This window comes from Mycobacterium sp. ITM-2016-00316 (assembly GCF_002968335.2).
Taxonomy (GTDB): Bacteria; Actinomycetota; Actinomycetes; order Mycobacteriales; family Mycobacteriaceae; genus Mycobacterium.
This window is the reverse complement of sequence record NZ_CP134398.1, coordinates 5326387-5349918: the sequence shown is the minus strand read 5'-3', so window position 1 is coordinate 5349918 and position 23532 is coordinate 5326387. Positions and strand designations below refer to the sequence as shown.

Annotated in this window: 22 protein-coding genes and 1 pseudogene; 17 read left to right on the top strand and 6 right to left on the bottom strand. The window is 68.5% G+C overall.

The genetic code is table 11. The features are described from left to right. The first annotated feature begins 9 nt into the window (after positions 1-9). The 3 genes from C6A86_RS25935 to C6A86_RS25925 are packed head-to-tail and all read left to right on the top strand — an operon-like array spanning position 10 to position 2720. Positions 10-939, top strand: coding sequence for a 5-dehydro-4-deoxyglucarate dehydratase (locus C6A86_RS25935; RefSeq protein WP_105365481.1), 930 nt, complete (start codon positions 10-12; stop codon positions 937-939). Beyond that, entirely contained in the window at positions 936-2201 is a 1266-nt protein-coding gene (locus C6A86_RS25930; RefSeq protein ID WP_105365480.1) for a glucarate dehydratase family protein, read from the top strand. The genes C6A86_RS25935 and C6A86_RS25930 overlap by 4 nt, the downstream gene beginning before the upstream one ends. Before the next feature lie 48 nt (positions 2202-2249). Then, on the top strand, positions 2250-2720 hold the full coding sequence (locus C6A86_RS25925; RefSeq protein WP_105365479.1) for a hypothetical protein: 471 nt from the start codon (positions 2250-2252) through the stop codon (positions 2718-2720). Here the strand turns inward: C6A86_RS25925 and C6A86_RS25920 are convergent. Both C6A86_RS25920 and C6A86_RS25915 read right to left on the bottom strand, forming a co-directional pair. Further along, positions 2713-4215, bottom strand: coding sequence for an alkaline phosphatase (locus C6A86_RS25920; protein ID WP_105365478.1), 1503 nt, complete (start codon positions 4213-4215; stop codon positions 2713-2715). The genes C6A86_RS25925 and C6A86_RS25920 overlap by 8 nt on opposite strands. Before the next feature lie 61 nt (positions 4216-4276). Then, the gene (locus C6A86_RS25915) at positions 4277-4921 is read right to left on the bottom strand and encodes a TetR/AcrR family transcriptional regulator (RefSeq protein WP_105365477.1); all 645 of its coding nucleotides are present in this window, start codon (positions 4919-4921) and stop codon (positions 4277-4279) included. 82 nt (positions 4922-5003) lie between these two features. Here C6A86_RS25915 and C6A86_RS25910 point away from each other — a divergent pair, with 82 nt between their 5' ends. After that, positions 5004-5963 carry an oxygenase MpaB family protein gene (locus C6A86_RS25910; RefSeq protein WP_233213188.1) on the top strand — a complete coding sequence of 320 codons (960 nt, stop codon included), beginning with the start codon at positions 5004-5006 and terminating at the stop codon, positions 5961-5963. Between the two features lie 53 nt (positions 5964-6016). Then, the gene (locus C6A86_RS25905) at positions 6017-6943 is read left to right on the top strand and encodes a LysR substrate-binding domain-containing protein (protein WP_105365476.1); all 927 of its coding nucleotides are present in this window, start codon (positions 6017-6019) and stop codon (positions 6941-6943) included. On the opposite strand, the gene C6A86_RS25900 is transcribed toward C6A86_RS25905, so the two are convergent. Then, entirely contained in the window at positions 6940-7908 is a 969-nt protein-coding gene (locus tag C6A86_RS25900; protein ID WP_105365475.1) for a 2-hydroxyacid dehydrogenase, read from the bottom strand. The genes C6A86_RS25905 and C6A86_RS25900 overlap by 4 nt on opposite strands. Positions 7909-8260: 352 nt before the next feature. Between C6A86_RS25900 and C6A86_RS25895 the strand changes: the two genes are divergently transcribed. The 9 genes and pseudogenes from C6A86_RS25895 to C6A86_RS25855 all read left to right on the top strand — a co-directional run bounded on the left by C6A86_RS25895 (position 8261) and on the right by C6A86_RS25855 (position 17826). Continuing rightward, positions 8261-9829, top strand: a complete 1569-nt coding sequence (locus tag C6A86_RS25895; RefSeq protein ID WP_105365474.1) for an ABC transporter substrate-binding protein — start codon at positions 8261-8263, stop codon at positions 9827-9829. A 35-nt stretch (positions 9830-9864) separates the two neighbouring features. Then, complete coding sequence (locus tag C6A86_RS25890) at positions 9865-10794, top strand: ABC transporter permease (RefSeq protein WP_105365473.1); 930 nt, start codon at positions 9865-9867, stop codon at positions 10792-10794. A 10-nt stretch (positions 10795-10804) separates the two neighbouring features. Beyond that, complete coding sequence (locus C6A86_RS25885; RefSeq protein ID WP_105365472.1) at positions 10805-11785, top strand: ABC transporter permease; 981 nt, start codon at positions 10805-10807, stop codon at positions 11783-11785. After that, positions 11786-12805 (top strand): ABC transporter ATP-binding protein, encoded by a 1020-nt coding sequence (locus C6A86_RS25880; RefSeq protein WP_105365471.1) that lies wholly within the window; start codon positions 11786-11788, stop codon positions 12803-12805. After that, complete coding sequence (locus C6A86_RS25875; protein ID WP_105365470.1) at positions 12798-13823, top strand: ABC transporter ATP-binding protein; 1026 nt, start codon at positions 12798-12800, stop codon at positions 13821-13823. Before C6A86_RS25880 ends, C6A86_RS25875 begins: the two co-directional genes overlap by 8 nt. A 39-nt stretch (positions 13824-13862) precedes the next feature. Then, on the top strand, positions 13863-14588 hold the full coding sequence (locus C6A86_RS25870) for a sulfite exporter TauE/SafE family protein (RefSeq protein WP_105365469.1): 726 nt from the start codon (positions 13863-13865) through the stop codon (positions 14586-14588). Then, on the top strand, positions 14585-15394 hold the full coding sequence (locus C6A86_RS25865) for an IclR family transcriptional regulator (protein ID WP_105365468.1): 810 nt from the start codon (positions 14585-14587) through the stop codon (positions 15392-15394). Before C6A86_RS25870 ends, C6A86_RS25865 begins: the two co-directional genes overlap by 4 nt. Before the next feature lie 97 nt (positions 15395-15491). After that, positions 15492-16837: pseudogene (locus C6A86_RS25860) on the top strand (enolase C-terminal domain-like protein). Between the two features lie 2 nt (positions 16838-16839). Beyond that, positions 16840-17826 (top strand): 2-hydroxyacid dehydrogenase, encoded by a 987-nt coding sequence (locus C6A86_RS25855; protein ID WP_105365494.1) that lies wholly within the window; start codon positions 16840-16842, stop codon positions 17824-17826. Here C6A86_RS25855 and C6A86_RS25850 read toward each other — a convergent pair. The 3 genes from C6A86_RS25850 to C6A86_RS25840 all read right to left on the bottom strand — a co-directional run bounded on the left by C6A86_RS25850 (position 17808) and on the right by C6A86_RS25840 (position 20057). Beyond that, entirely contained in the window at positions 17808-18950 is a 1143-nt protein-coding gene (locus C6A86_RS25850) for a serine hydrolase (protein ID WP_199196362.1), read from the bottom strand. The genes C6A86_RS25855 and C6A86_RS25850 overlap by 19 nt on opposite strands. Positions 18951-18976: 26 nt before the next feature. Continuing rightward, entirely contained in the window at positions 18977-19498 is a 522-nt protein-coding gene (locus C6A86_RS25845; RefSeq protein WP_105365465.1) for a 2-oxo-4-hydroxy-4-carboxy-5-ureidoimidazoline decarboxylase, read from the bottom strand. 70 nt (positions 19499-19568) lie between these two features. Then, positions 19569-20057 (bottom strand): inorganic diphosphatase, encoded by a 489-nt coding sequence (locus tag C6A86_RS25840; protein ID WP_105365493.1) that lies wholly within the window; start codon positions 20055-20057, stop codon positions 19569-19571. Between the two features lie 66 nt (positions 20058-20123). Between C6A86_RS25840 and dacB the strand changes: the two genes are divergently transcribed. From dacB to tilS, 3 genes are read left to right on the top strand one after another with little or no spacing between them, the layout of a single operon-like run. Further along, a complete protein-coding gene (dacB, locus tag C6A86_RS25835) occupies positions 20124-21500 on the top strand; it encodes a D-alanyl-D-alanine carboxypeptidase/D-alanyl-D-alanine-endopeptidase (RefSeq protein ID WP_105365464.1) in 1377 nt (458 codons plus the stop codon). Continuing rightward, positions 21497-22585, top strand: coding sequence for a zinc-dependent metalloprotease (locus tag C6A86_RS25830; RefSeq protein ID WP_105365463.1), 1089 nt, complete (start codon positions 21497-21499; stop codon positions 22583-22585). Before dacB ends, C6A86_RS25830 begins: the two co-directional genes overlap by 4 nt. Beyond that, positions 22564-23520: a tRNA lysidine(34) synthetase TilS gene (gene tilS, locus C6A86_RS25825; protein ID WP_105365462.1), complete on the top strand. Its 957-nt coding sequence runs from the start codon at positions 22564-22566 to the stop codon at positions 23518-23520. The genes C6A86_RS25830 and tilS overlap by 22 nt, the downstream gene beginning before the upstream one ends. The last annotated feature ends 12 nt before the right edge of the window (positions 23521-23532 follow it).

The window sequence follows — 23532 nt, the reverse complement described above, 5'->3', positions numbered from 1 at the left end:
GGCCCGCCCATGCGTCCGAACTTTGACGGCGTCCTGTTCTTTCCCGTCACGCCCTTCACCGAATCCGGTGCCGTCGATCTCGACGCCCTGGCCGCCCACCTCACCAAGGGTCTGGAGGCCGGCCCCGGCGGGATCTTCATCGCCTGCGGCACCGGCGAATTCCACGCCATCGACGAGGACGAGTTCCGCGACATCGTCACCACCGCGGTCAAGGTCGTCGCCGGCCGCGTCCCGGTGTACGCCGGTGCGGGTGGCTCAGTGGCCCAGGCCAAGCGCTTCGCCGTCACCGCGCAGGAAGCCGGCGCCGACGGCCTGCTGCTGCTACCGCCCTACCTCGTCGAGGTACCGCAGCCCGGTCTGGTCGACTTCGTCGCCGCCGTCGCCGGGGCGACCGACCTGCCGGTCATCGTCTACAACCGCAACAACGCGAAGTTCACCGAGGCCTCCGCCGTCGCCGTAGCCAAGATCGGAAACGTCATCGGATTCAAGGACGGCACCGGCAATTTCGACCAGGTGGCGCGCATCGTGGCGGCGGTGAAGAGCGAGGTCGACCCCGACTTCCTGTTCTTCAACGGTCTGCCCACCGCCGAGACCACCCAGCTGGCGTTCCGCGCCATCGGCGTGCCGCTGTACTCGTCGGCGACGTTCGCCTTCGCGCCCGACCTGGCGCTGGCGTTCTACAACTCACTGGAATCCGGGAACACCGCGCTGACCGACGCGCTGCTCAACGCCTTCTTCATCCCGCTGGTCCAGCTGCGCGACACCGTTCCCGGCTACGCCGTCTCGCTGGTCAAGGCAGGCGTGACCATGGAGGGCGTGCCTGCGGGTCCGGTGCGTCCGCCGCTGGTGATGCCGCACGCCGATGACCTTGCCCAGCTGAATTCGATCATCGCCGCCGGTCGTGCGGTGCTGGCCGCATCGTTGAGCGAGGCCCGCTGAGCATGGCGCCGATCAGGATCACCGGCGCCCGCATCACCCCGGTCGCGTTCGTCGACCCGCCGTTGCTCAACACGGTCGGGGTGCACCAGCCCTACGCGCTGCGCGCGATCATCCAGCTGGACACCGATGCGGGCCTGGTGGGCCTCGGCGAGACCTACGCAGACACCCGTCATCTGGCCAGGCTGAACGCCGCAGCCGAGGCGATCATCGGGTTGGATGTGTTTGCGCTCAACGGGATCCGGGCCGCCATCGCCGTCCGGCTGGCCGGTGATGACGCCGCCGTCGGCACAGCGGGCATGATCACCACGGCCAGTGCGGTGGATCAGGTGTTCTCGCCGTTCGAGGTGGCCTGCCTCGATGTGCAGGGCCACATCCTGGGCCGGCCGGTATCGGATCTGCTGGGCGGCAAGGTCCGCGATGCCGTCCCGTTCAGCGCCTACCTGTTCTACAAATGGGGCGCCCACCCCGGTCGGCAGCCCGATCGCTTCGGCGAAGCCCTCGATCCGGCCGGCCTGGTGGCCCAGGCGCGGTGCATCATCGACGAATACGGTTTCACCGCAATCAAACTCAAGGGCGGGGTGTTCCCTCCCGAGGAGGAGATGGCGGCCATCGAGGCGCTGGCCGAGGCGTTCCCCGGCATGCCGCTGCGGCTGGATCCCAACGCCGCGTGGACCCCGCAGACCTCGGTGAAGGTCGCCTCCGGATTGGCAGGCATCCTGCAGTATCTGGAGGATCCGACGCCGGGCCTGGACGGGATGGCCTCCGTGGCCAGTGAGTCGCCGCTTCCACTGGCCACCAACATGTGCGTCGTCGCGTTCGATCAGCTGGCACCCGCCGTGGCCAAGGGCTCGGTGAAAGTCGTGCTCTCCGATCACCATTACTGGGGCGGGCTGCAACGATCCCGGCTGCTCGCCGGGATCTGCGAGACGTTCGGTCTCGGCCTGTCCATGCATTCCAACTCCCATCTGGGCATCAGCCTGGCCGCGATGGTGCACCTGGCCGGCGCGACACCGAACCTCAGCTACGCCTGTGACACGCACTGGCCGTGGAAGACCGAAGAGGTCGTCAAGGACGGTGCGCTGTGCTTCGTGGACGGCTCCGTCCCGGTGCCCACCGCGCCGGGCCTGGGCGTCGAGATCGACGAGGACTCGCTGGCCGCACTGCACGAGCAGTACCTGCGCTGTGGGATCCGGGATCGCGACGACACCGGCTACATGCAGACGGTCGACCCGAACTTCGAACTGGTCAGCCCACGCTGGTAGGTCCTGTCTTTTCTCCCGTCGCTTCGCTCGCCCCGTTACGGTGGGTGGATGGAAGACCAGCCGGCAGTTGACGTCGCCCACCCACCGCAGTTGCTGCTCAACGCCGTCAACCGGGTGTTGAAGGTTGCCCTCAAGACCCCACTGGGCGGCGTCGTCGGCGATTTCATGCTGGTGGCCTTCACCGGTCGCAAGACCGGGAAGCGTTATGCGACGCCGGTGAGCGCGCATGCGCTCGACGGTGCGCTCTATGTCGTGCTGGAGGCGCAGTGGAAGTACAACTTCCGCGACGGCGCCGACGCACAGGTGTCCTACCGCGGTAAGACCAGCACCATGCGCGGCGAACTCATCACCGAACCCGCCACCGTCGCCGGCATCGCCGACCGGATCGCCAGGTCCTACAGCCCGAAGAAGGCGCAACGGCAGATGGGGATGGCCTTCCGCGGCGGGGCGTATCCCACCCTCGCCGAGTGGGAGGAATCCGTGCGCCGGATGAAGATCGCGGCCATCAAGCTCACGTGAGGACCGGGGCGCGGTCGGCGATGACGAACGTCGCATCCGTGCGTGCCGGCGCACCGGGACGGGTCACGAACGGTAGCGTCCGGAAGTCGGCTCGCAGTTCGTCGGCCGTGATGCGGGTGCGGACGTAGCCCCTGCGGTTGCTGAAATATTTGATGTGCGGATTCTCCGGAAGGATCGCGTCCACATCCGGGCGGGAGTCCGAACCGTCTCCACCCGACGAGATCGATGTCGTCACCAATTCCGTTGCCACCGGCCCCGTCCGGGGATCGCTGATCTCCGCGGCCCAATGCGAGTGCACATCGCCGGTCAGCACGACGGGGTTGCGCGCACCCGCCAGCCCGGCGGTGATCCGGTCGCGGCCGGCTGTGTATCCGTCCCATGCGTCGGCGTTGACGCCGCGTCGGGGTCCCGCCACCACATCCAGCGGCGCGAAGAACACCTGCTGGCCGAGGATGTCCCAGCGGGCCCGTGAATCCCGCAGGCCGTCGAGCAGCCAGCGTTCCTGCGCGGCCCCGGTCAGTGTGCGTCCCGCGGAGTTGAGCTCCGGGCAGTCGGCGTCATACGCATCGCCGCAGGCCTGATCGGTCCGGTACTGGCGGGTGTCGAGCATGTGAATGGTCGCCAGCGCGCCCCACTGCACGCGCCGGTAGAGCTGCATCGCGGCCCCTTGCGGCCGTGCCGGGGCCCGCAGCGGCATGTTCTCGTAGTAGGCCTGCATCGCCGCGGCGCGCCGGGCGGGGAAGCCCGGTTGTGGTTCCTCGGGCGTATCGGCGGCCCAGTTGTTGTCCAGTTCGTGGTCGTCGAACACCACCAGCCACGGTGCGGCGGCGTGTGCGGCCTGCAGATCGGGATCGGTCTTGTACTGCGCGAACCGCTGGCGGTAGTGGGCCAGCGTGACGGTTTCCGGTCCTATGTGCCTGCGCACACCGCCGTCACGGCCGGCGTACTCGTACTGGTAGTCACCCAGGTGCACCACGAGATCCGGGTGGTCCTCGGCGAGTCGTCGGTAGCCGGTGAACCAGCCCTGTTCATAGTTCGAGCACGACGCGACACACATCGTCAGGGGCGCGAGCGCGCCGGGCTCCGGTGCCGTGTGGGTCCGCCCGGTCGCCGACAGGTACCCACCGGTGCGAAACCGGTAGAAGTACTCGGTGCCCGGACGCAGGCCGGCGAGTTCGATGCGCACCGAATGCGCCGATTCCGGTGCGGCCACCGCCATCCCGCGCTGTTCGACACCGCGGAAGCGGTCGTCGGTGGCGACCTCCCACTCGACATCGACCGTCCGCCAGGGCATTCCGCCGTGGCCGTCATCGGCCAGCGGGACCGGCGCCAGTCGCGTCCAGATCACCGCGCCATCGGGGACCGGTTCACCGGAGGCCACCCCGAGGGTGAACGGGTCGGCGGGCGAACCGGACCGGCCGAAGCCGACCAGCGGAACCGCCGCGACGGCCAGGGCCCCGCCGAGCAACGCCCGGCGGCTGAGATTCGTCGACACGCCGCAGTGTCAGATGCCGACCTTGCCCGCAGGTGACGCGCAGTCGTCCGGTGTCTCTCCGTCAGTCGTCATCTCGTGGTTGGCGTGCGGCCGGCGCGCGCACCGCTTCGAACAGTCGCACCAGCACCTCCACCAGGTGCTCGCGGTCGACCTCGACATCGCCGAGCAGCACCGCTCCGATGGTGCTGATGACGCCACCGACCAGGAACTGCGAGACCAACCGCAGGTCGGTGGGGAGATCGTCGGTGGGCAGGCTCGGATCGCCACTGGATGCCGTGGATGCCAGCATGCCGGCGAACCGGCTGGATTCCTGCAGGCTGCGCCGGCCCAACGCCGGCGATGCGGTGGCCTCCAACACCAGGATCCGGCCCTTGCGTGGGTCGGCCAGAATCAGGTCGACCAGTTCGGCCAGCACCGCGCGGGTTCTCGCGAGGCCGTCATCGGGCGCTTCGGCCAGCGCAGTGACCGACCGGCGCGCGCTCTCCTCGACGACCATGTCGTAGACGGCCAGATGCAGCGCCTCGATGTCGGGGAAACTCTCGTAGAAGTAGCGTGCCGCGACCCCCGAGGCCTCGGTGACGCCACGCACCGTGGTGCCCGCGATACCGCGGGTGCCCATCAGGTCGAGTCCGGCGGCGAGCAACCGGGCGCGGCGTTCGGCGATCCGGTCACCGGCGGTCTGCCCACCATACCGCCGGGTAACCATCGAACCATCTTGACACAGTGCATATCAGGCTGGTTTCCTCAATCTGCACACAGGTGTTTCCTGTTTTGTGATGGGAGATCAGATGACCGGCACCGCAATCGAAACGAGCACGGCAGCTCCGAAGCCCTGGGACCCCGGGCAGCCGCATCACGAGCTGGCCGCCGATGTCCGCTGGTGGATGGGGATGCCGTTGGCGTTCGGTCTGTTCGGACGGCTGGCGCTCGACCAGGTGGCCTACCGCAAGGTCGCCGCCGCCGTCGATGCCAGTGGGCGCTTCGCCTCGAACTTCACCGACCGTGGGCTGAACAGCTATCTGTGGAACGGCCCGCTGACCTTCGGCGATGACGCCGACCGCCGCGCCGCCCAGGACCGGCTGAAGTCCAAACACGGGGCGGTTCGCGGTGTCGGCACAGGCGATTTCGAGGGCGAACGTTTCAGCGCGCTGGATCCCGCACTGTGGAAATGGGTCGGCACCACATCGCTGAACATCTTCTACGCCGGCTACGTCGCGGTCTACGGTAAGGATCTGACCGCCGAGCAGTGCGAGGTCGTGTATCGAACGGTATGCGCCATGGCCGATTTCGGGTTGCCCAGCGCCGTATCCGAAGTCCCGCCGACGGTGGCCGAGATGCAGGCCTACTACGACGAGATTGCGGCCACCGAACTGGCGGTCAATCCGTTCCTGCTCTGGGCCGCCGACCAGTTCGGCGCGCCACCGGTGCCGACGTTGTTCGGCCCGCGCTGGCTGCACCGGGCCATCGCGCCGGCCTGGCGGTTGGCGGCCCCGGTGCTGGCCCGGCCGGCCCGTATCTGCGCGGAGTCGACCACTCATCCGAAGATGATGGAATTGCTGGGCAGCAGCTGGAACTCGCGAAAGCAGCTCGAATTCGCCTGCTACCGGGCCGGCATCCGGGCCGCGCGGCGGTGGTTGCCGAAGTGGGCACTGCTGGAACCGATGGCCTATAACCGGTACCGCTATGAACAGTTGCGCGCCTTCCACCACAAATACGAGTTGGAGTCCTTCGCGCCGGCCGCGAGCTAGACTGATGCACTGCTGACGTCCCGCATCGGTGCGGTGATACGAGGAGTGCATGGATGTTCTCACTGGCCCGGCTGTCCTGTTTCATCGCCGTCGCCGAGGAACTGCATTTCGGCCGCGCCGCCGAGCGTCTGCACATGACCCAGCCCCCGCTGAGTCGCCAGATCCAGCAGCTGGAAGCCGAACTCGGCGTGCAACTCATCGACCGGACCACCCGCTCGGTGACCCTGACCCCGGCCGGAGTGGCCTTCCTGCCCGACGCGCGCCGCATCGTGGCGCTGGCCGAGAGCGCCGCGCTCACCGTGCGCCGGGTGCCGGCGGGTGACCTGGGCACGGTGGTGGTCGGATTCACCGCGGCCTCCGCGCATGCGGTGCTCCCGCGCCTGCTCGAGCAGACGCGCAGCATCCTTCCCGATGTGAAACTCGAACTGCGCGAGATGGTCTCATCGGTGCAGATCGAGGCGCTGATGAGCGGCGAGATCGATCTCGGGATGGCGCGGCCACCCCTGAAGCGGCCCGGCATCGTGTCCCGTCCGTTGCTGCACGAGCAGTTGGTGGCCGCGCTGCCCGCCGGGCACCCGCTCACCGAGCAGGCACGTCAGCTCACCCTCAACGATCTCGACGGCCAGGACTTCGTGATGTACTCGCCGGTGCAGGCGCGGTATTTCAACGAACTGCTGATCAGCACGTTCACCATCGCCGGCGCGACGCCGCGCTTCGTGCAGTTCGTCACCCAGGTGCACACCATGCTCGTGCTGGTGCGTTCCGGGATCGGGATCGCGCTGGTCCCGGCCTCGGCGGCGACGCTGCACCCCGAGGGGGTGGTGTTCCGGACCATCGGGGTGTTCCGGGAACGCCCGGTCGAACTCGACGCCGCGTGGCGCGGGGACAGCACCAACCCGGCGCTGCTGAGGCTGCTGCGCGATGTGCTGCCGCCCCGCGAGTGGACGACCGATGACCTGGTGGAACAGGTGATCGTCTAGACGCGTGCGCCGGGCTGCAGCACGGGGGTGACCAACCTGCCGGTGGCCAGGAATTCGTCGAGATTGCGCAGCGTGAGGTCCTCCATCGCCGCGCGGGTCTGCACGGTGCCGCTGCCGACATGGGGGAGCAGCACCACGTTGTCCAGTCCGAGCAACTCGGAAGGGACGTTGGGCTCGTCGGCGAACACGTCGAGCCCGGCGCCGGCCAGTCGGCCGTCGCGCAGGGCCGCCACCAGGGCGGCCTCGTCGACAACGCTGCCGCGGGCGATGTTGATCAGGTAGCCGTCGGCCCCGAGCGCGTCGAGGACCGCGGCGTCGACCAGCTTCTCGGTGCTGCTGCCGCCGGCCGCGGCGACCACCAGCACGTCGACCCGCTGCGCGAGCTCGGCCGGCGAACCGACGTAGGTGTAGGCAGAGTCGGTGACCTCGCGGCGGTTGTGGTAGCTGATCGTGCATCCGAACGCGCTGAGCCGCTTGGCGATTGCACCGCCGATGCGTCCCAGCCCGATGATCCCCACCCGGGTGTTGCTCACCTGTCGGGTCAGCGGGTAGTTGCCGCCGGCCGACCACTGGCCGGCCCGCACGTAGCGGTCGGCTGCGGAGAACTGGCGCATGGTGTCGATCAACAGGCCCACCGCCGTATCGGCGACGCAGTCTGTCAGGACGTCGGGGGTGTTACTCACCCCGACGCCCCGAGCTTCGGCGGCCTCGACATCGGTGGTGTCGTAGCCGACGCCGAAGTTCACCACCGCCCCGAGGCGAGGCAACTCGGCCATCAGCGCCGCGTCCACGCCGGTGCGCCCGGAGGTGACGACGGCGGTGATGTCGGCGCCGGAATGGGCGAGGAACTCCGCCCGCTCAGCGGCATCGTCGGGGAGGATCTGCGCCCGATAACGGGTGCGCAGGGTCTCGGCCAGGGACGGCTTGAGGGGGCCGACCTGCAGGATGTTGGCTGAATCGGGCATGGCTGCTCCTTCGCTGCTCACTACGTACGGTATTGAGAGCTGCGGATACCTGTCCAACACGGAAATAGCATGGGTTAATGCAGAACCCGCATGACTAGGCAATTCTGCGCCTGTCCCGGGTATCAAAGCCTCGGTCGCTCGGTGAAACTCCCAGTTCAACGGCGATTTCCGCGGCCCATCTGCGGCGTCGGTCGAGCCGCGCGAACCGGTCAGCGCCCCTTTTCGGGCGGTTGACGCTGTCCGAGAACCGCTCCTACGGTGTGTCTACCATCACAGGCAACGTCCACATACGTAGACGTCACTGCCGATGGGCGCAGGTAGTACAGCCCACATCCTTGATCTGGAGGTCCCGATGGCCGCGACAGTTGCCCGAGCCTCGCTGCGCCGGCTCGCCCTTCTCACCAGCGTGGCCGTGCTGGCCGCCGGGTGCAGCGTCGCCAATACCGGCAGCGGTGGCTATGACCCCGACACCCTGCGGATCGTGCTCCCCCAGGAGCCGCCCACGCTGGAGCCGTGCGAGGGCTCGCTGACCTCGACCGGCATCGTGACCCGCTCCAACATCACCGAGCCGCTGGCCGAGCGTGATTCCACCACCGGCGATCTGCTGCCGTTGCTGGCCACCGGGTGGGAGCAGACGTCGCCCAACGAGTGGACCTTCACCCTGCGCGACGGTGTGACCTTCTCCAACGGAGCGCCGTTCACCTCAGCCGACGCCGCGTTCTCCATCGACCGCGCGGTCAACTCCGATCTGCAGTGCAACGTCGACGGCTACGTCTTCGGTGACGAGGTGCTGGCCCTGCAGACGCCCGACGAGCGCACCGTCGTCGTCGGCACCACCGAGCCCGATCCGATTCTGCCGCTGCGCATTTCGTTCGTCGAGATGGTGCCGGTGACCACCAGCATGACCGAGAAGGTCCGCGAGCCCATCGGCACCGGGCCGTACGCGATCGAACGCTGGGATTACGGCCAGAAGCTCACCCTGGCGCGCAACCCCACCTACTGGGGAACCCCGCCGGCCTTCGCGCGCGCCGAATACAAGTGGCGCAGTGAGGGAAGTGTGCGCGCCGCGATGCTCACCAACGACGAGGTGGACATCGCGACCGGGCTCGGACCCGAGGACGGGGCCGGAGATCTCGGTGTGCCGTTCCAGAACAACGAGACCACCGCGCTGCGCATCACCGGCACCGAGGCGCCGCTGAACGATATGCGGGTACGTCAGGCCATCAACTATTCGGTCAACCGCACCGGCATCGTGAAGGCGTTGTTCCGCGGGCTGGGCGAGCCTGCGGCGCAGCTGATCCCCGAGGGGGTCGTCGGTTTCAACTCCGATCTGGCGCTGTGGCCGCACGACCCGGACAAAGCCCGCCAACTCGTCGACGAGGCGCGGGCCGACGGGGTGCCGGTGGACCGCCAGATCCGGTTGATCGGCCGCAACAGTCAGTTCCCGGGCGTCACCGAGACGGTCGAGGTGATCCAGAGCGAATTGGCCGACGCCGGACTCAACGTCAAGATCGAGATGATGGATACCGCAGCCCAACTGGAGTACCAGCTACAGCCGTTCCCGGCCAATGCCGGGCCGTTCCTGGCCTTGATCCAGCACGGCAACCAGGCCGGTGACGCCGCCTTCTCCGTCGATCAGTACATGCGCTCGGACGGTGCCCAGAGTGCTTTCGGTACAACCGCTTTCGATGAGCAGATCGACGCGGCGGGCAGGCTCACCGGCGAACAGCGCCAACAGGCCTACGCCCAGATCTTCGCCGACGAACCGGAGAAGATCCTGCAGTTCGCCTATATCGCCCACATGCGGGGCATCCTCGGCAAGTCTGCGCGGGTCGACTACGAACCCAACCCGGCGACCGGCGACGAAATGCTGCTGGCCACGATGACGCCCGCCGCATCCGACCGCACCGACCAGTCCTGACAGTCAACATCCTCTCCTGAAGGGTCCCGCCCGTTATGTTCTCCTTCGTTCGACGCCGGATGTACACCAGCGCATTACCGTTGGTGATCGTGCTGCTGGGGGTGTTCCTGCTTGCCAGGCTCACCGGCGATCCCACCAACCTGTACCTGCCCGAATCCGCGACACCCGATCAGCGCCAGGCCTTCGCCGACGCCAACGGCTTCAACGACCCACTGATCGTCCAGCTCTTCGACTACTTCAAGGGCATCGTCCACCTGGACTTCGGAACCTCGCTGCGCACCGGCGAATCCGCATCCGAGATGGCGCTGCGCGCCTTTCCGGCCACCCTGCAGCTGGCCTTCGTGACCATGCTGCTCGCCATCATCGGCGCCGTCGTCATCGGCTGCTGGGCCGCCTACCGGCCCAACTCGCTGGCCGACCGGTTCTCCAGCCTGCTGTCCATGACCGCGGCATCGATCCCGGACTTCTGGTTCGCCATCACCGGTGTCTGGCTGTTCTCGGTGCTGATGGGTTGGCTGCCCACCTCGGGTACCGACGCGGGGGTGCTGTCCTGGGTGCTGCCGATCGCCACCCTGATGATCCGGCCGCTCGGCGTGCTGACGCAGGTGGTGCGCGGCGCCATGGTGTCGGCACTGTCGGCTCCCTATGTCCGGCTGGCCCGTAGCAAGGGTGCCAGCGATTTTCGGGTGGTCACCCACCACGCGCTGCGCAATGCGGCGGCTCCCGCGCTGACCGTGGCCGGGGACCTGGCCGTCGGGCTGATCAACGGCGCCGTGGTGGTGGAGGCCATCTTCGGCTGGCCAGGTATCGGCAAGCTGATGATCGACGCCATCCTGCAACGTGATTTCGCGGTGCTGCAGGCAGCGGTTCTGCTCACCGCCGTCAGCATCTTCATCCTCAACATCGCCATCGACGCCTGCTACGCGTTGCTCGACGCACGCGTCCGGGAACCGGCCAAGGTTTAAGGAAAGACAGATGACTCAAATCGATCTGGTGCCGGTCAAGCCGACCACCGCCATCGTCGGAGAACCGGGATCGCGCAAGACGTCCGGTCGCTCGGTGTGGTTCCGCATGCTGGTCAACGACCGGGTGGCGGCCGTCGCCGCCACCGTCCTCGGCCTGGTCGCGTTGACCGCGCTGTTCGGCCCGATGCTGGTCGGCGATCTGGCCACCGACATCGACCTGGACAACTCCAACCAGGCGCCCTTCACCCTCGCCCACGGCTGGGCCAACGTGCTCGGCACCGACCCGCTGGGCCGCAGCATGCTGGCCCGTCTCATCGTCGCCTGCCAGACCACCCTGTCGGTGGCCATACCCGCCGTGGTGATCTCGGCCGTCGTCGGATCCATCATCGGCATGTGGGCCGGCTACTACCGCGGGTGGCGTGAGACCGTCGCGATGCGGGTCGCCGACGTCATCATGAGCTTCCCGTCGCTGTTGCTCGCCGTGGTCGTGCTCTACGTGTTTTCCCCGAGCGCGGCCAATATTGTTGCGGTGCTGGCGATCACCCGTATCCCGGTCTACCTGCGCACCGCCCGCGCCGAGTCCGCTGAGCTGTCCACCCGGGTGTTCGTCGACGCCGCCCGCACCTTCGGCGCCAGCGGCACCTCGATCATCACCCGGCATGTGCTGCCCATCGTGCTGCCGACCCTGCTGACGGTGGCCACCCTGGACTTCTGTTACGTGATGCTGGCCGAGAGCTCGCTGAGCTTCCTGGGCATCGGAATTCAGCCCCCCGACGTCAGCTGGGGCCTGATGGTCGCCCAGGGCCGCACCTACCTGCACACCGCGTGGTGGCTGTCCTTCCTGCCGGGCCTCGCCATCGTCATCACCACGGTGTCGGCCACCATCCTGGCGGCCTGGGCACGTATCGCCACCGATCCCGCCCAGCGGTGGCGGCTGACTGTTCCGCAGAAGCGACTGTCCCGCTTCGCCAAGTCCGGAAAGGCTCTGTAGATGACTGCTGTCGCCGAACACCCGCCCGTGGATCGGACGGACGCCGACCCCGCGTTGCGGGTGGAGGATCTCACCGTCGACATCCGCACCATCGCCGGCACCGTCCGCGCCGTCGACCACGTCAGCTTCGCCGCCCGCAGCGGTGAGACGCTGGCGCTGCTCGGGGAATCGGGCTGCGGTAAGTCGATGACCGCCACCGCGCTGGTCGGCCTGCTGGAGCCGGTCGCCCAGGTGGTGGACGGATCGGCGCGCATCGGTGACACCGATCTGATCACCGCTGACCGCAAGAAGCGCCGCGAGATGGCCGGCCCCGAGCTCGCGATCGTCTTCCAGGACGCGCTCACCGCCCTCAACCCGCTCTACACCGTCGGCACCCAGCTCGCCGAGCCGTTCCGCATCCACCACGGGATGAAGGCCAAGGAAGCCAAACGGCGGGCCATGGAACTGATGGAGCGCGTGGGTATCCCGCAGCCCGAGGAGCGGATGAAGGCCTACCCGCATCAGTTCTCCGGCGGTATGCGGCAGCGCCTGCTCATCGCGATGGCCGTCGCGCTGAACCCCAAGGTGCTGATCGCCGATGAGCCGACGACCGCACTGGATGTCACGGTGCAGGCGCAGATCATGGCGCTGCTGAAGAGCCTGCGCACCGAATACGACATGGCCGTCGTGCTGATCACCCACGATCTCGCGCTGGTCGCCGAGGAGGCCGACCGGGTTGCTGTGATGTACGCCGGCAGCATCGTCGAAACCGGTTCGGTTGCCGAGGTTTTCGGCGACCCGAAGCACCCCTACACCAAGGGCCTGCTGGACTCGGTGCCCGTCGCCGCCGAACGCGGGGCCGAACTGAAGTCCATCGGCGGCTCGCCACCGGACCTGCACTCGATCCCGCCCGGCTGCGTCTACCAGGACCGTTGCCCGCTGGTCCGCGATATCTGTCGCAGCACCCGTCCGGGTCTGCAGGACGCTGGCAGCCGGCGCAAGTCCGCCTGCCATTTCGCCGGGGAGGTCTCCAATGCCTGATATCGATGCCACTCTGCCTCAGGGCACCGATCAGGTGTTGTCGGTTCGCGAGCTGACCAAATCGTTCCGAGTGTCCGGCGGCAAGACGCTGCGCGCCCTGGACGGTATCGACCTCGACCTGGCCCGCGGCGAGACGCTGGGCCTGGTCGGCGAATCCGGTTGCGGCAAGTCCACTCTGGCCCGCACCCTGATGATGCTGGAACGCCCGGACTCCGGATCGGTCACCTTCGACGGTATCGACCCGTTCGGGCTGAAGGGTAAGGATCTGCTCGCGTTCCGCCGCCGCGTGCAGATGGTGTTCCAGGACCCCTACGCCTCGCTGAACTCCCGGATGACCGCGGCCGAGATCATCGCCGAGCCGTGGCGCACCCACAAGGCGTTGTACGCGTCGCGGGCGGACCGGGACATGCGGGTCCGTGGCCTGCTCGATCTGGTCGGCCTGGGCGCCAAGGCCTTCGGTAAGTACCCGCAGGAGTTCTCCGGCGGTCAGCGCCAGCGCATCGGCATCGCGCGGGCGCTGGCGCTCAACCCCGAGGTCATCATCTGTGATGAGCCGGTGTCCGCGCTCGACCTCTCGGTGCAGGCCCAGGTGCTCAACCTGCTCAATGATCTGCAGCAGGAACTGAAGATCTCCTACGTCTTCATCTCGCACGACCTGTCGGTGGTGCGCCACGTCGCCGATCGGGTGGCCGTCATGTATCTCGGCCGGATCATCGAAAATGGCCCGACCGAGGCCGTTTTCGACCGTGCGTCCCACCACTACACGTCGGCGCTGATGTCGGCGGCCCCGAAACTGCGTGACGAGCAGCGCGGCGAGCGCATCCTGCTCAAGGGCGAGGTGCCCTCACCGCTCAACCCGCCGTCGGGGTGCCGGTTCCGCACCCGGTGCGCGGCCGCCACCGAGATCTGCGCCGAGCAGCGCCCGCCGCGTTCGCTGGATGTGCTGGTGCCCGGACACGCCGCCGAGTGCCACCATCCCCGTATCGACGAGCAACAGTCGGCATTGTCCAACGCGTGAGCGGGAAATGAGCGCCGTGGGCGAGCGAAGCGACGGGAAATGAGCAGCTTCCTGGGATTCGCGGTCGTGGCGATCGCGGTCCTTTTCGCGTCCTGCCTGCAGGGTTCCATCGGGTTCGGCATGGGAATGCTGGCCGCCCCGGTGGTCGCCGTGGTGGATCCCGGTCTGGTGCCGGGGACGCTGATCATGCTGGCGACCGTGCTCACCCTGATGGTGGTGATCAAGGAACGCGGCGCGATCGACGTGTCGGGCACGGGCTGGGCACTGCTCGGTCGGGTGCCCGGCACGATCGCCGGCGCCCTGCTGCTCGCCGCGATTCCCGAACACACCCTGGCGATCCTCATCGCGGTCGTGGTGCTCGGCGGTGTCGCGGTGACCGGGCTGGGTTGGGTGCCCGCACCGCGGCGGCGCAATCTGGTGCTGGCCGGGGCGACGTCGGGAGTCCTGGGCACCGCGACGTCCATCGGCGGCCCGCCGATGGCGCTGGTCTGGCAGCGCAGTGAGGGCCCGACGTTGCGGGGAACGATGAGCAGCTTCTTCCTGATCGGTTCACTGATGTCGATCGCCATGCTCGCCCTGACCGGCGCCATCGACCGGCACACCGTGGCGATGTTCGGTGCCCTGATACCCGCCGCGGTGCTGGGATATGTGTTGTCCCGCTACGCAAACCGGATCCTGAACCCGAGTCGTCAGCGGTGGACCGCGATCACGGTCTCGATGATCGGCGCGGTGGTTCTCATCATTCAACAGACGGGTCTGCTATGAGCGAATCCACGACGCGCGCCGGCGTGAAATCGGCTGTCCGAACCGTCGAACTGCTGGAGTATCTCGCCGCCCGGCAGGACAAACCCGCACGTGTCCGCGAGATCGGCGAGGCGCTGGGGATGCCGCGCAGCAGTGCCCACGCACTGCTGCGCACCCTGGTCGCCCGGGGTTGGGTACGCGCCGAGGGCACCGGACCGGATGAAACGGGAACCTTGTACGGGATCGGTATCCGGGCGCTGCTGGTGGGCACCAGCTATCTCGACGGGGATCCGTACCTGCCGATGATCGCGCCGTTCCTGGACGACCTGCGCACCGAGTGGGGCGAGACCTTCCACCTGGGCCGCCTGGACGGCACCGACATCGTCTATCTGGCCACCCGCGAGTCCCAGCAGTACCGGCGGTCCACCAGTCGGGTCGGCAGGCGGCTGCCCGCGCACACCACCGCTCTCGGTAAGGCACTGCTGGCCGAGCGGGTGGGGGCCGAGCGCCGCAGTCATCTACCCGATGAGTTGGTCGCGCTGACAGCGAGCACGATCACCTGTCACCGTGAACTCGATGACGCGCTAGAGACCGTCCGGATCCGCGGCTATGCCACCGACGACGAGGAGAACACCGCGGGCGTGCGCTGTTTCGCGGTGCCGCTGCGCCATACCCGGCCGGCCCAGGACGCCATCAGCGCCTCAGTGCCGCGCTCCCGGCTGACGGCCGAACGTGAGCGTGCACTGGTCGAGGCGCTGTGCGCGGTCGGTGACAAGGTCAGCCGGGTGCTGCGGCCTGTCGCCAACGGTGACAAGTGGTTCGGCTGATGTGGGTGTCGGGCCAGGTGGGCCATATCAGTGTTGGATCAATTGATGCGATAACAGTGTTGGACGTGCATCAACCGCGATTTATAAGCTGGCAGACATGAGCGTTCAGACCCCTATCGTCACCGAGATGCGGGTCGTCCCCATCGCCGGCCACGACAGCATGCTGCTGAATCTCAGCGGCGCGCACGGGCCGTTCTTCACCCGGAACCTGGTGATCCTCAAGGATTCCGACGGCAACACCGGTGTCGGGGAGGTTCCCGGCGGTGCGGCCATCCAGGCCACGCTCAGGACGCCCGCCCGCTGGTCGAGGGGCGCGGCATCGGCGCCTACAACGCCGTGCTCGCCGACATCCGGCGCGCCTTCGCCGACCGTGACTCCGGCGGCCGCGGCGCGCAGACCTTCGACCTGCGGATCACGGTGCATGCGGTGACCGCGGTGGAATCGGCGATGCTCGACCTGCTCGGCCGGCATCTCGGCGTGTCGGTGGCGGCCCTGCTCGGCGACGGGCAACAGCGAGACCGGGTGCAGGCGCTGGGATATCTGTTCTTCGTGGGGGACCGCAACCGCACCGATCTGGCCTACCGCAGCCCCGCCGATGAGGATTCCGGGGCCGACGACTGGCTGCGGATCCGGCACGAGGAGGCGATGACCCCGGAAGGTGTGGTGCGACTGGCCGAGGCCGCCCGCGAACGATACGGCTTCCGTGATTTCAAGCTCAAGGGCGGTGTGCTGCCCGCCGCGGACGAATCCAAGGCCGTCATCGCGCTGGCCGACCGGTTCCCCGATGCCCGGATCACCCTGGACCCCAACGGTGGCTGGCTACTCGCCGACGCCATCACCACCTGCCGTGAACTGACCGGCGTGCTGGCCTACGCCGAGGACCCGGTGGGACCCGAGGGCGGATTCTCCGGCCGTGAGGTGATGGCGGAGTTCAAGCGGGCCACCGGCCTGCCGACCGCCACCAACATGATCGCCACCGACTGGCGCGAGATGGGCCATGCCATCCGCTCCGGCGCCGTCGACATCCCGCTGGCCGACCCGCACTTCTGGACCATGAGCGGTTCCGTGCGCGTCGCCCAGCTGTGCGACGCGTGGGGACTGACCTGGGGATCGCACTCCAACAACCACTTCGACGTGTCGCTGGCGATGTTCACCCAGGTGGCCGCGGCCGCCCCCGGCGATATCACCGCCATCGACACCCACTGGATCTGGCAGGACGGGCAGCGCATCACCAAGCAGCCCTACCGGATCGTGGACGGCTATCTCGACGTGCCTGCCGCACCCGGCCTCGGTGTCGAACTCGACGAGGAACGGGTGGCCGCCGCGCACGAGCTGTACCTGGCCGAGGGCCTCGGTGCCCGCGACGACGCCGTCGCGATGCAGTATCTGGTCCCTGGCTGGCGCTTCGACAGCAAACGCCCCTGCCTGCAACGTAACTCGTGACGATGAAAGTTCTGGTCGGCGATCGCAACCTGGTACCGCACCGTCGTCGGTTCGAGGCCGCCCTCCCGCCGGAGGTCACGGTGACCTGGGTGGTCGGCGATATCGGCCCGGAGCGGCTGCGGGACGCGCAGGTCTTCGTCGGCGGCCGCTTCACCGCGGAGATGGCCGCCACCGCCGAGAAGCTACGCCTGGTGCACGTGGCCGGCGCGGGAACCGACCGTGTCGCCTTCGCGGCGCTCGGCGCTGACGTCGTGGTGGCCAACACCTTCCACCATGAACGCTCCATCGCCGAGTTCATCCTGGCCGCGGCCATCATGCTGCGTCGGGGCTTCCTCAAGCAGGACCGCGCACTGCGCAGAGACGTGTGGGCCAGTTCGGTGTATGACGACACCATCGTCCAGCCGCCCACCTTGCACGGAGCCCGGATCGGTTTTGTCGGGTTCGGCCATATCGGCCAGCAGAGCTGGAAACTGCTGAGCGCCTTGGGTTGCCAGGGAGCTGCGGTCACCGGATCGGGACGGGTGCGTGACGGCGCGGGGTTGTCCTGGGCCGGTGATGCGTCCCGACTCGATGACCTCGCCCGCGAATCGGATGTGCTGGTGGTGTCGGCGCCGCTGACGCGGGAGACCGCGGGCATGATCGGCCGAAACCAGCTCGGCGCGCTGGGGCCCGAAGGCGTGCTGATCAACGTCGGGCGCGGCCCGCTCGTCGAAGAGAACGCGCTGTACGACGCGCTGCTCACCGGTCGCGTCGGGGCGGCCGCCATCGACGTGTGGTACCGCTATCCGGACGCCGCGAACGGTGCCGGCGCGGCGTGCACACCGAGTGAACTGCCGTTCGCCGAGTTGCCGAACGTGTTGATGACGCCGCACGCCTCCGGCGTCACCGCCGACACCTTCAAGGGCAGATCCGACGATATCGCCGCCAATATCGGCAGGCTGGTGCGAAACGAGCCGTTGCAGAACGTGGTTCAGCCCAGCACGTCGTAGATCAGCCGGAAGTATCGGTCGGTCCGCGCGGAGCCCTCGATCCCGGGGCCCATCTTGTTCATCACGTAGGCGATGGTGGTGCGGCGGTCCGGGTTCATCGATTCCCACGACCCGCCCCAACCACCCCAGAAGCAGATCTTGCCGTCCGGGATGTATTCGATGGCGGGGCTCGGCAGGCCGAATCCGAGCCCCATCCGCAGCTGATGTCCGGCGAGCACCAGGTCGGGTCCCTCGATCTGGGTCTCGAAGATGCGTTCCACGGTCTGCGGCTTCAGCAGTTGCACGCCATCGACGGTTCCGCCCAACGAGATCGCCGACAGGATCTTGGTCAGGGCGCGCGCATTGGTGTGTCCGTTGGCGGCACCGACATCGGCCGCCCGCCACGCCGCGGTGTTGGCGATCAGTGGGTCGGGGGCCGGTCCGGTGAATGTCTTGAGCATCTGCTCGGTCCACTGATCCATCGGCGGAATGCCCTCGAATGGGTCTGCGGGAGCGATGATCTCGGCGATGCGCCCGTCATCCTCCGGTGTCGCTCCGAGCTGGAAGTCCGCGCCCAGCGGCCCGGCGATCTCCTCGGCGACAAATCGCTTCAGGGTCCGGCCGCTGACTCGGCGCACCACCTCCCCGATCAGGTGCCCGTGGGTGAGCGCGTGGTAGCCGGTGGCCGTGCCGGGCTGCCACCACGGCGCCTGCGCGGCGAGCATCGACGTCGAGCGGTCCCAGTCGAGAACGTCCTCGATGGTCACGGGCTGCTCCCAGGCCGACAAACCCGACGAATGGGTGAGCAGGTGCCGGAACTCGATGTGCTGCTTTCCGTTCGCGCCGAACTCCGGCCACACCTCTGCCACCGGGGTGTGCGCCTCGATCAGCCCGCGGTCGATGAGCATCACCCCGGCCAGCGCGGTGACGTTCTTGGTCGATGACCAGACATTGACGATGGTGTCGGCCGCCCACGGCTTGGTGCGGTCCGCGTCGGCGTGCCCGCCCCAGATGTCCACCACCGATTCGCCGTCGATATCGATGGCGATCGCAGCGCCGCACTCCTCGTCGGCGGCGATGGCACGATCCAGTGTCTCGGCCAGCGCAGCGAATTCCGGGGCGAAGTGGCCGTCGACGTTTCCCATACCCGACATCATGCGCCGGGTGGGGCCTACCAGTTGTGGTATCCGCCTTCGGGGCCGAGCATCCGTTCCAGCCGGCTGCGCCCGATCTTGGCCAGCTCATTGCGCAGGATCTTGCGTTCCATCTCGACCTCGTGGTGCATACGGTCGGTCAGCGCGTTCAGCACGTCCCGGGCGCAGTGCCCGTCGACGAACATCACGAAGGGGAAGCCGTACCGGTCGACGTAGCGGCGCGATGCGGTGCCGAGTTCGGTCATCGTCGCGGCGTCGTCGTCCCACACCGAGCACTGTTCGGCCGCGGACCGGGCACTGCGCGGCCGGCGCCCGACGTCGGGGCAGGTGTCGAGAATCTGGTCGACGGCAGCCTCGGGGAGTTCGAACAGCAGCGCGTCGGCGCGGCGGAAGAGGGCGTCATGATCGCCGTAGGCGCGCCCGCGGGCCAGTTCACGGGCCATCGCGTAGCTGTTGCAACACTCGTAGAGCGCGTGCACGGCCTTGCGTTCGGGCAACGTGTTGAACACGTCCAGGCCGATTCCTTGATGGAGTAGCACACACCCATGATCAAAGGGCCAGGACACGCCCGGGTTACCGCGTGTTACAGCAGTGCTAAATCAATTCCCGTCAGTGACCGGCGCTCTTGAACCGTTCGATCGAACGCTGCAACTCGGCCTCGGCCTCTTCGCGGCCCGCCCAATCGGCGGCCTTGACGAACTTGCCCGGCTCCAGGTCCTTGTAGTGCACGAAGAAGTGCTTGATCGCTTCCAGCTCGAACGGGGGTACATCGGCCAGATCCTGGATGTGGTCCCAGCGCGGGTCGCCTGCGGGCACGCACAGCAGCTTGTCGTCGCCGCCGGCCTCATCGGTCATCTTGAACATCGCGACCGGACGGGCCTCCACGATGCAGCCCGGGAACACCGACTCGGGCAGCAGCACCAGCGCGTCCAGCGGATCGCCGTCCTCGCCGAGGGTGTCTTCGAAGAAGCCGTAGTCGGCGGGGTACCCGAACGCGGTGTAGAGGTACCGGTCGAGCTTGACGCGGCCGGTCTCGTGGTCCACTTCGTACTTGTTGCGCGAACCCTTGGGGATCTCGATGACGACGTCGAACGACACCGGCGTTGCTCCTTCGGCTGGCTTGGTCTGGCGGGTCCACATTAGAGGAGCGATACGCTGCACGTTATGCGGCCCGGGAGATGGCGCCGATCCACCCACCTGGTGATCGGCCTGGTGGTACTCGTGCTCGTGGCCGCCGTGGTGGGGGTGGCGGCGGTGCTCACGTCCACCCGGACCTCGGCGAACAAGGCGCTGCCCGAGCGACCGGCCGCCGTGGCGGCCGCGCCGGGTGTCCGCCCACTCGGCGAGGCCACCACCGAACCGACCCCGAAGGGTCTGGCCGCCACGCTCGCCGCCGCCCTGGCCGACCCGAACCTGGGCGCGCTGACCGGCCGGATCACCGACGCCGGCAACGGCACCGAATTGTGGGAGCAGGGCGAGCGCATCCCGATGCAACCGGCATCCACGAACAAGGTGCTCACCACCGCGGCCGCGCTGCTGACCCTGGACCGGGACGCGACGCTGACGACCCGGGTGGTCGCCGGCGACCGGCCCGGCGTGGTCGTGCTGCACGGCGGTGGGGACCCCACGCTGTCGGCCGCCGCCGACGACGAGCGCACCTGGTACAAGGGTGCGGCCCGGATCAGTGACCTGGCCGATCAGGTTCGGGAGAGCGGCACCCGGGTCACCGCGGTGCAGGTCGACCTCGGTGAGTACAGCGGGCCGACGTTGGCTCCCGGCTGGGACCCGCTGGACATCGATGGCGGCGATATCGCCCCGATCGAATCGGTGATGCTCGACGGCGGCCGGACCCAGCCCGTCTCCCCGGAGTCGCGACGATCGCGGACACCCGGTCTGGACGCGGGCCGCGCGCTGGCCACCGCACTGCGCGTCGACCCGGCCACCGTCACGGTGACGTCCACTGCGGCGGACGCCGAGGAACTGGCCGCGGTGCAGTCGCCCCCGCTCATCGAGCGGCTGCGCCAGATGATGAACGACTCCGACAATGTGATGGCCGAGTCGATCGGCCGCGAGGTGGCCGCCGCACTGAACCGTCCGCAGAGTTTCGACGGGGCGGTGCAGGCGGTGCTCGGCCAGCTGCGCGGGGCCGGGGTGGACACCGCGAACGCGACCCTGCTGGACTCCAGCGGCCTGTCGGTGGACAACCGGCTCACCGCGTTGACCCTGGACGGTGTCATCGCCGCCGCGGTCGGTGAGGACCAGCCGCAGCTGCGCCCGCTGGTCGACCTACTACCCATCGCCGGCGGCAGCGGCACCCTGTCCAACCGCTACCTGGACACCGATGAGGGCCGGGCGACGGCGGGCTGGCTGCGCGCCAAGACGGGATCACTGACCGGCACCAACTCGCTGGCGGGCATCGTCACCGATTCCGGCGGCCGGGTGCTGACCTTCGCGTTGATCTCCAACAACGCCGGGCCGACCGGGCGTACCTCGCTGGACGCGTTGGCCGCCACACTGCGGTCCTGCGGGTGCGGCGGATGAGTCCCCCGGCCTTCGGTGGGCAGGAGCGCAGCGACCGGGGAGGCAGCTCGGTGGGCGGTGCGGTCGACTGGGCATTCGCCGCCGATATCGGCGCGAAGCTGAGCAGGCCCGGCCCGGCGACCACCGACTACACCCGTGATCAGGCGATCGCCCAGCTCTACGAGTCGGCGCGGACCGCGGAACTGCCGGTGCGCGAGGTGACCCACCTCAACGAGGGGGCCGAGGTCCCCGAGGCCCGGGTGATCGACCGGCCGCAGTGGGTGCGCGCGGCGACCCGGTCGATGCGGGTGATGACCGGCGGCGCCGAGCAGACGCCGAAGGGGCCGGCCGGTGCGTTGACGGCCAAGGCGACCGGCGCCCAGACCGGTGCCGTGCTGGCGTTCATCTCGTCGGGGATCCTGGGGCAGTACGACCCCTTCGGCAGTGCCGGCGGGGAACTCTTGTTGGTCTACCCGAATGTCATTGCGGTGGAACGGCAACTGCGGGTCAAGCCCGCCGACTTCCGGCTCTGGGTATGTCTGCACGAGGTCACCCACCGGGTGCAGTTCCGGGCCAATCCCTGGCTGGCCGAACACATGTCGTCCTCGCTGGCGGTTCTCACCAACGACGGTGGCGAGCAGGTCGGTGACGTCGTCGGCAGGCTCGGCGCGTATGTCCGTGCCCAGCGCAGCGGCACGCCGGTCGACGCCAACTCGGCGGGCGTGCTCGGTCTGCTGCGCGCCGTGCAGGCCGAGCCGCAGCGCGAGGCGCTGGACCGGCTGCTGGTGCTCGGCACCCTGCTGGAGGGGCACGCCGAGCATGTGATGGACGCCGTCGGGCCCAAGGTGGTGCCGACGGTGGCGACCATCCGCCGCCGCTTCGACGAACGACGGCAACGCAAACAGCCACCGCTGCAACGCATCATCCGCACCCTGCTGGGTTTCGACGCCAAGCTCAACCAGTACACCCGGGGCAAGGTGTTCGTCGACGATGTGGTGGCGCGGGTCGGGATGGACCGCTTCAACGTCATCTGGACCGACGCCGGCACCTTGCCCAGGCCCGAGGAGATCGAAGAGCCACAGCGATGGATCGATCGGGTCCTGTAGCGCAGTTACGCGCGGTGGTCGCGGCCTTCGCCAAGACCCATCTCGGCGACGACGCGCGTTGGTGTGTGGGGCTTTCCGGCGGTGCGGACTCACTGGCGCTGACGGCGGTGGCCGCCCGGTTGCGCCCCACCACGGCGCTGATCGTGGACCACGGCCTGCAGGCCGGCTCGGCGGATGTTGCCGAAAGGGCCCGCGAGCAGGCCATCGCGCTGGGATGCGTTGGCGCACAGATACTCCCTGTCGAGGTCGGCAGTGTCGGGGGACCGGAGGCGGCGGCCCGGACGGCCCGCTACGGCGCATTGCGGACCGCGCGGGACGGTGCGCCGGTGCTGCTTGCCCACACCCTCGACGATCAGGCCGAGACGGTGCTGCTGGGACTGGGGCGGGGTTCGGGTGCGCGGTCGCTGGCCGGGATGCGGGCCCACGACCCGCCCTGGTGCCGTCCGCTGCTCGGGATCCGCCGGGATACGACGGTGGCGGTGTGCGCCGAACTGGACGTGGTGCCCTGGCAGGACCCGCACAACAGCGACCCACGCTTCACCCGGGTCCGGCTGCGCACCGAGGTGTTGCCACTGCTGGAGCAGGTGCTCGGTGGCGGGGTGGCCGAGGCGCTGGCCCGTACCGCCGCCGCGTTGCGCGAGGACACCGAGGCGCTGGATGCCGCGGCCGCCGAGATCAGGATCCCGGCGCAGAGCCTGCCGATCGCGGACCTGCACGGCCTGTCTGCCGCCGTCCGGCGCCGTGTCATCCGGAACTGGCTGCTGGCCGGGGGAGCCCTCGATCTCACCGACGCCCAGATTCGCTCCGTCGATGCTCTGGTCACCGACTGGCGGGGCCAGGGCGGGGTCGCGGTGCCCAGCGGATTGTCCCGGGAGCGTCTGTTCGCGGGCCGCCGGAACGGCGCTCTGGTGCTCTACCGTCAGCCGGTCGCCTGATCCCGGCTACGC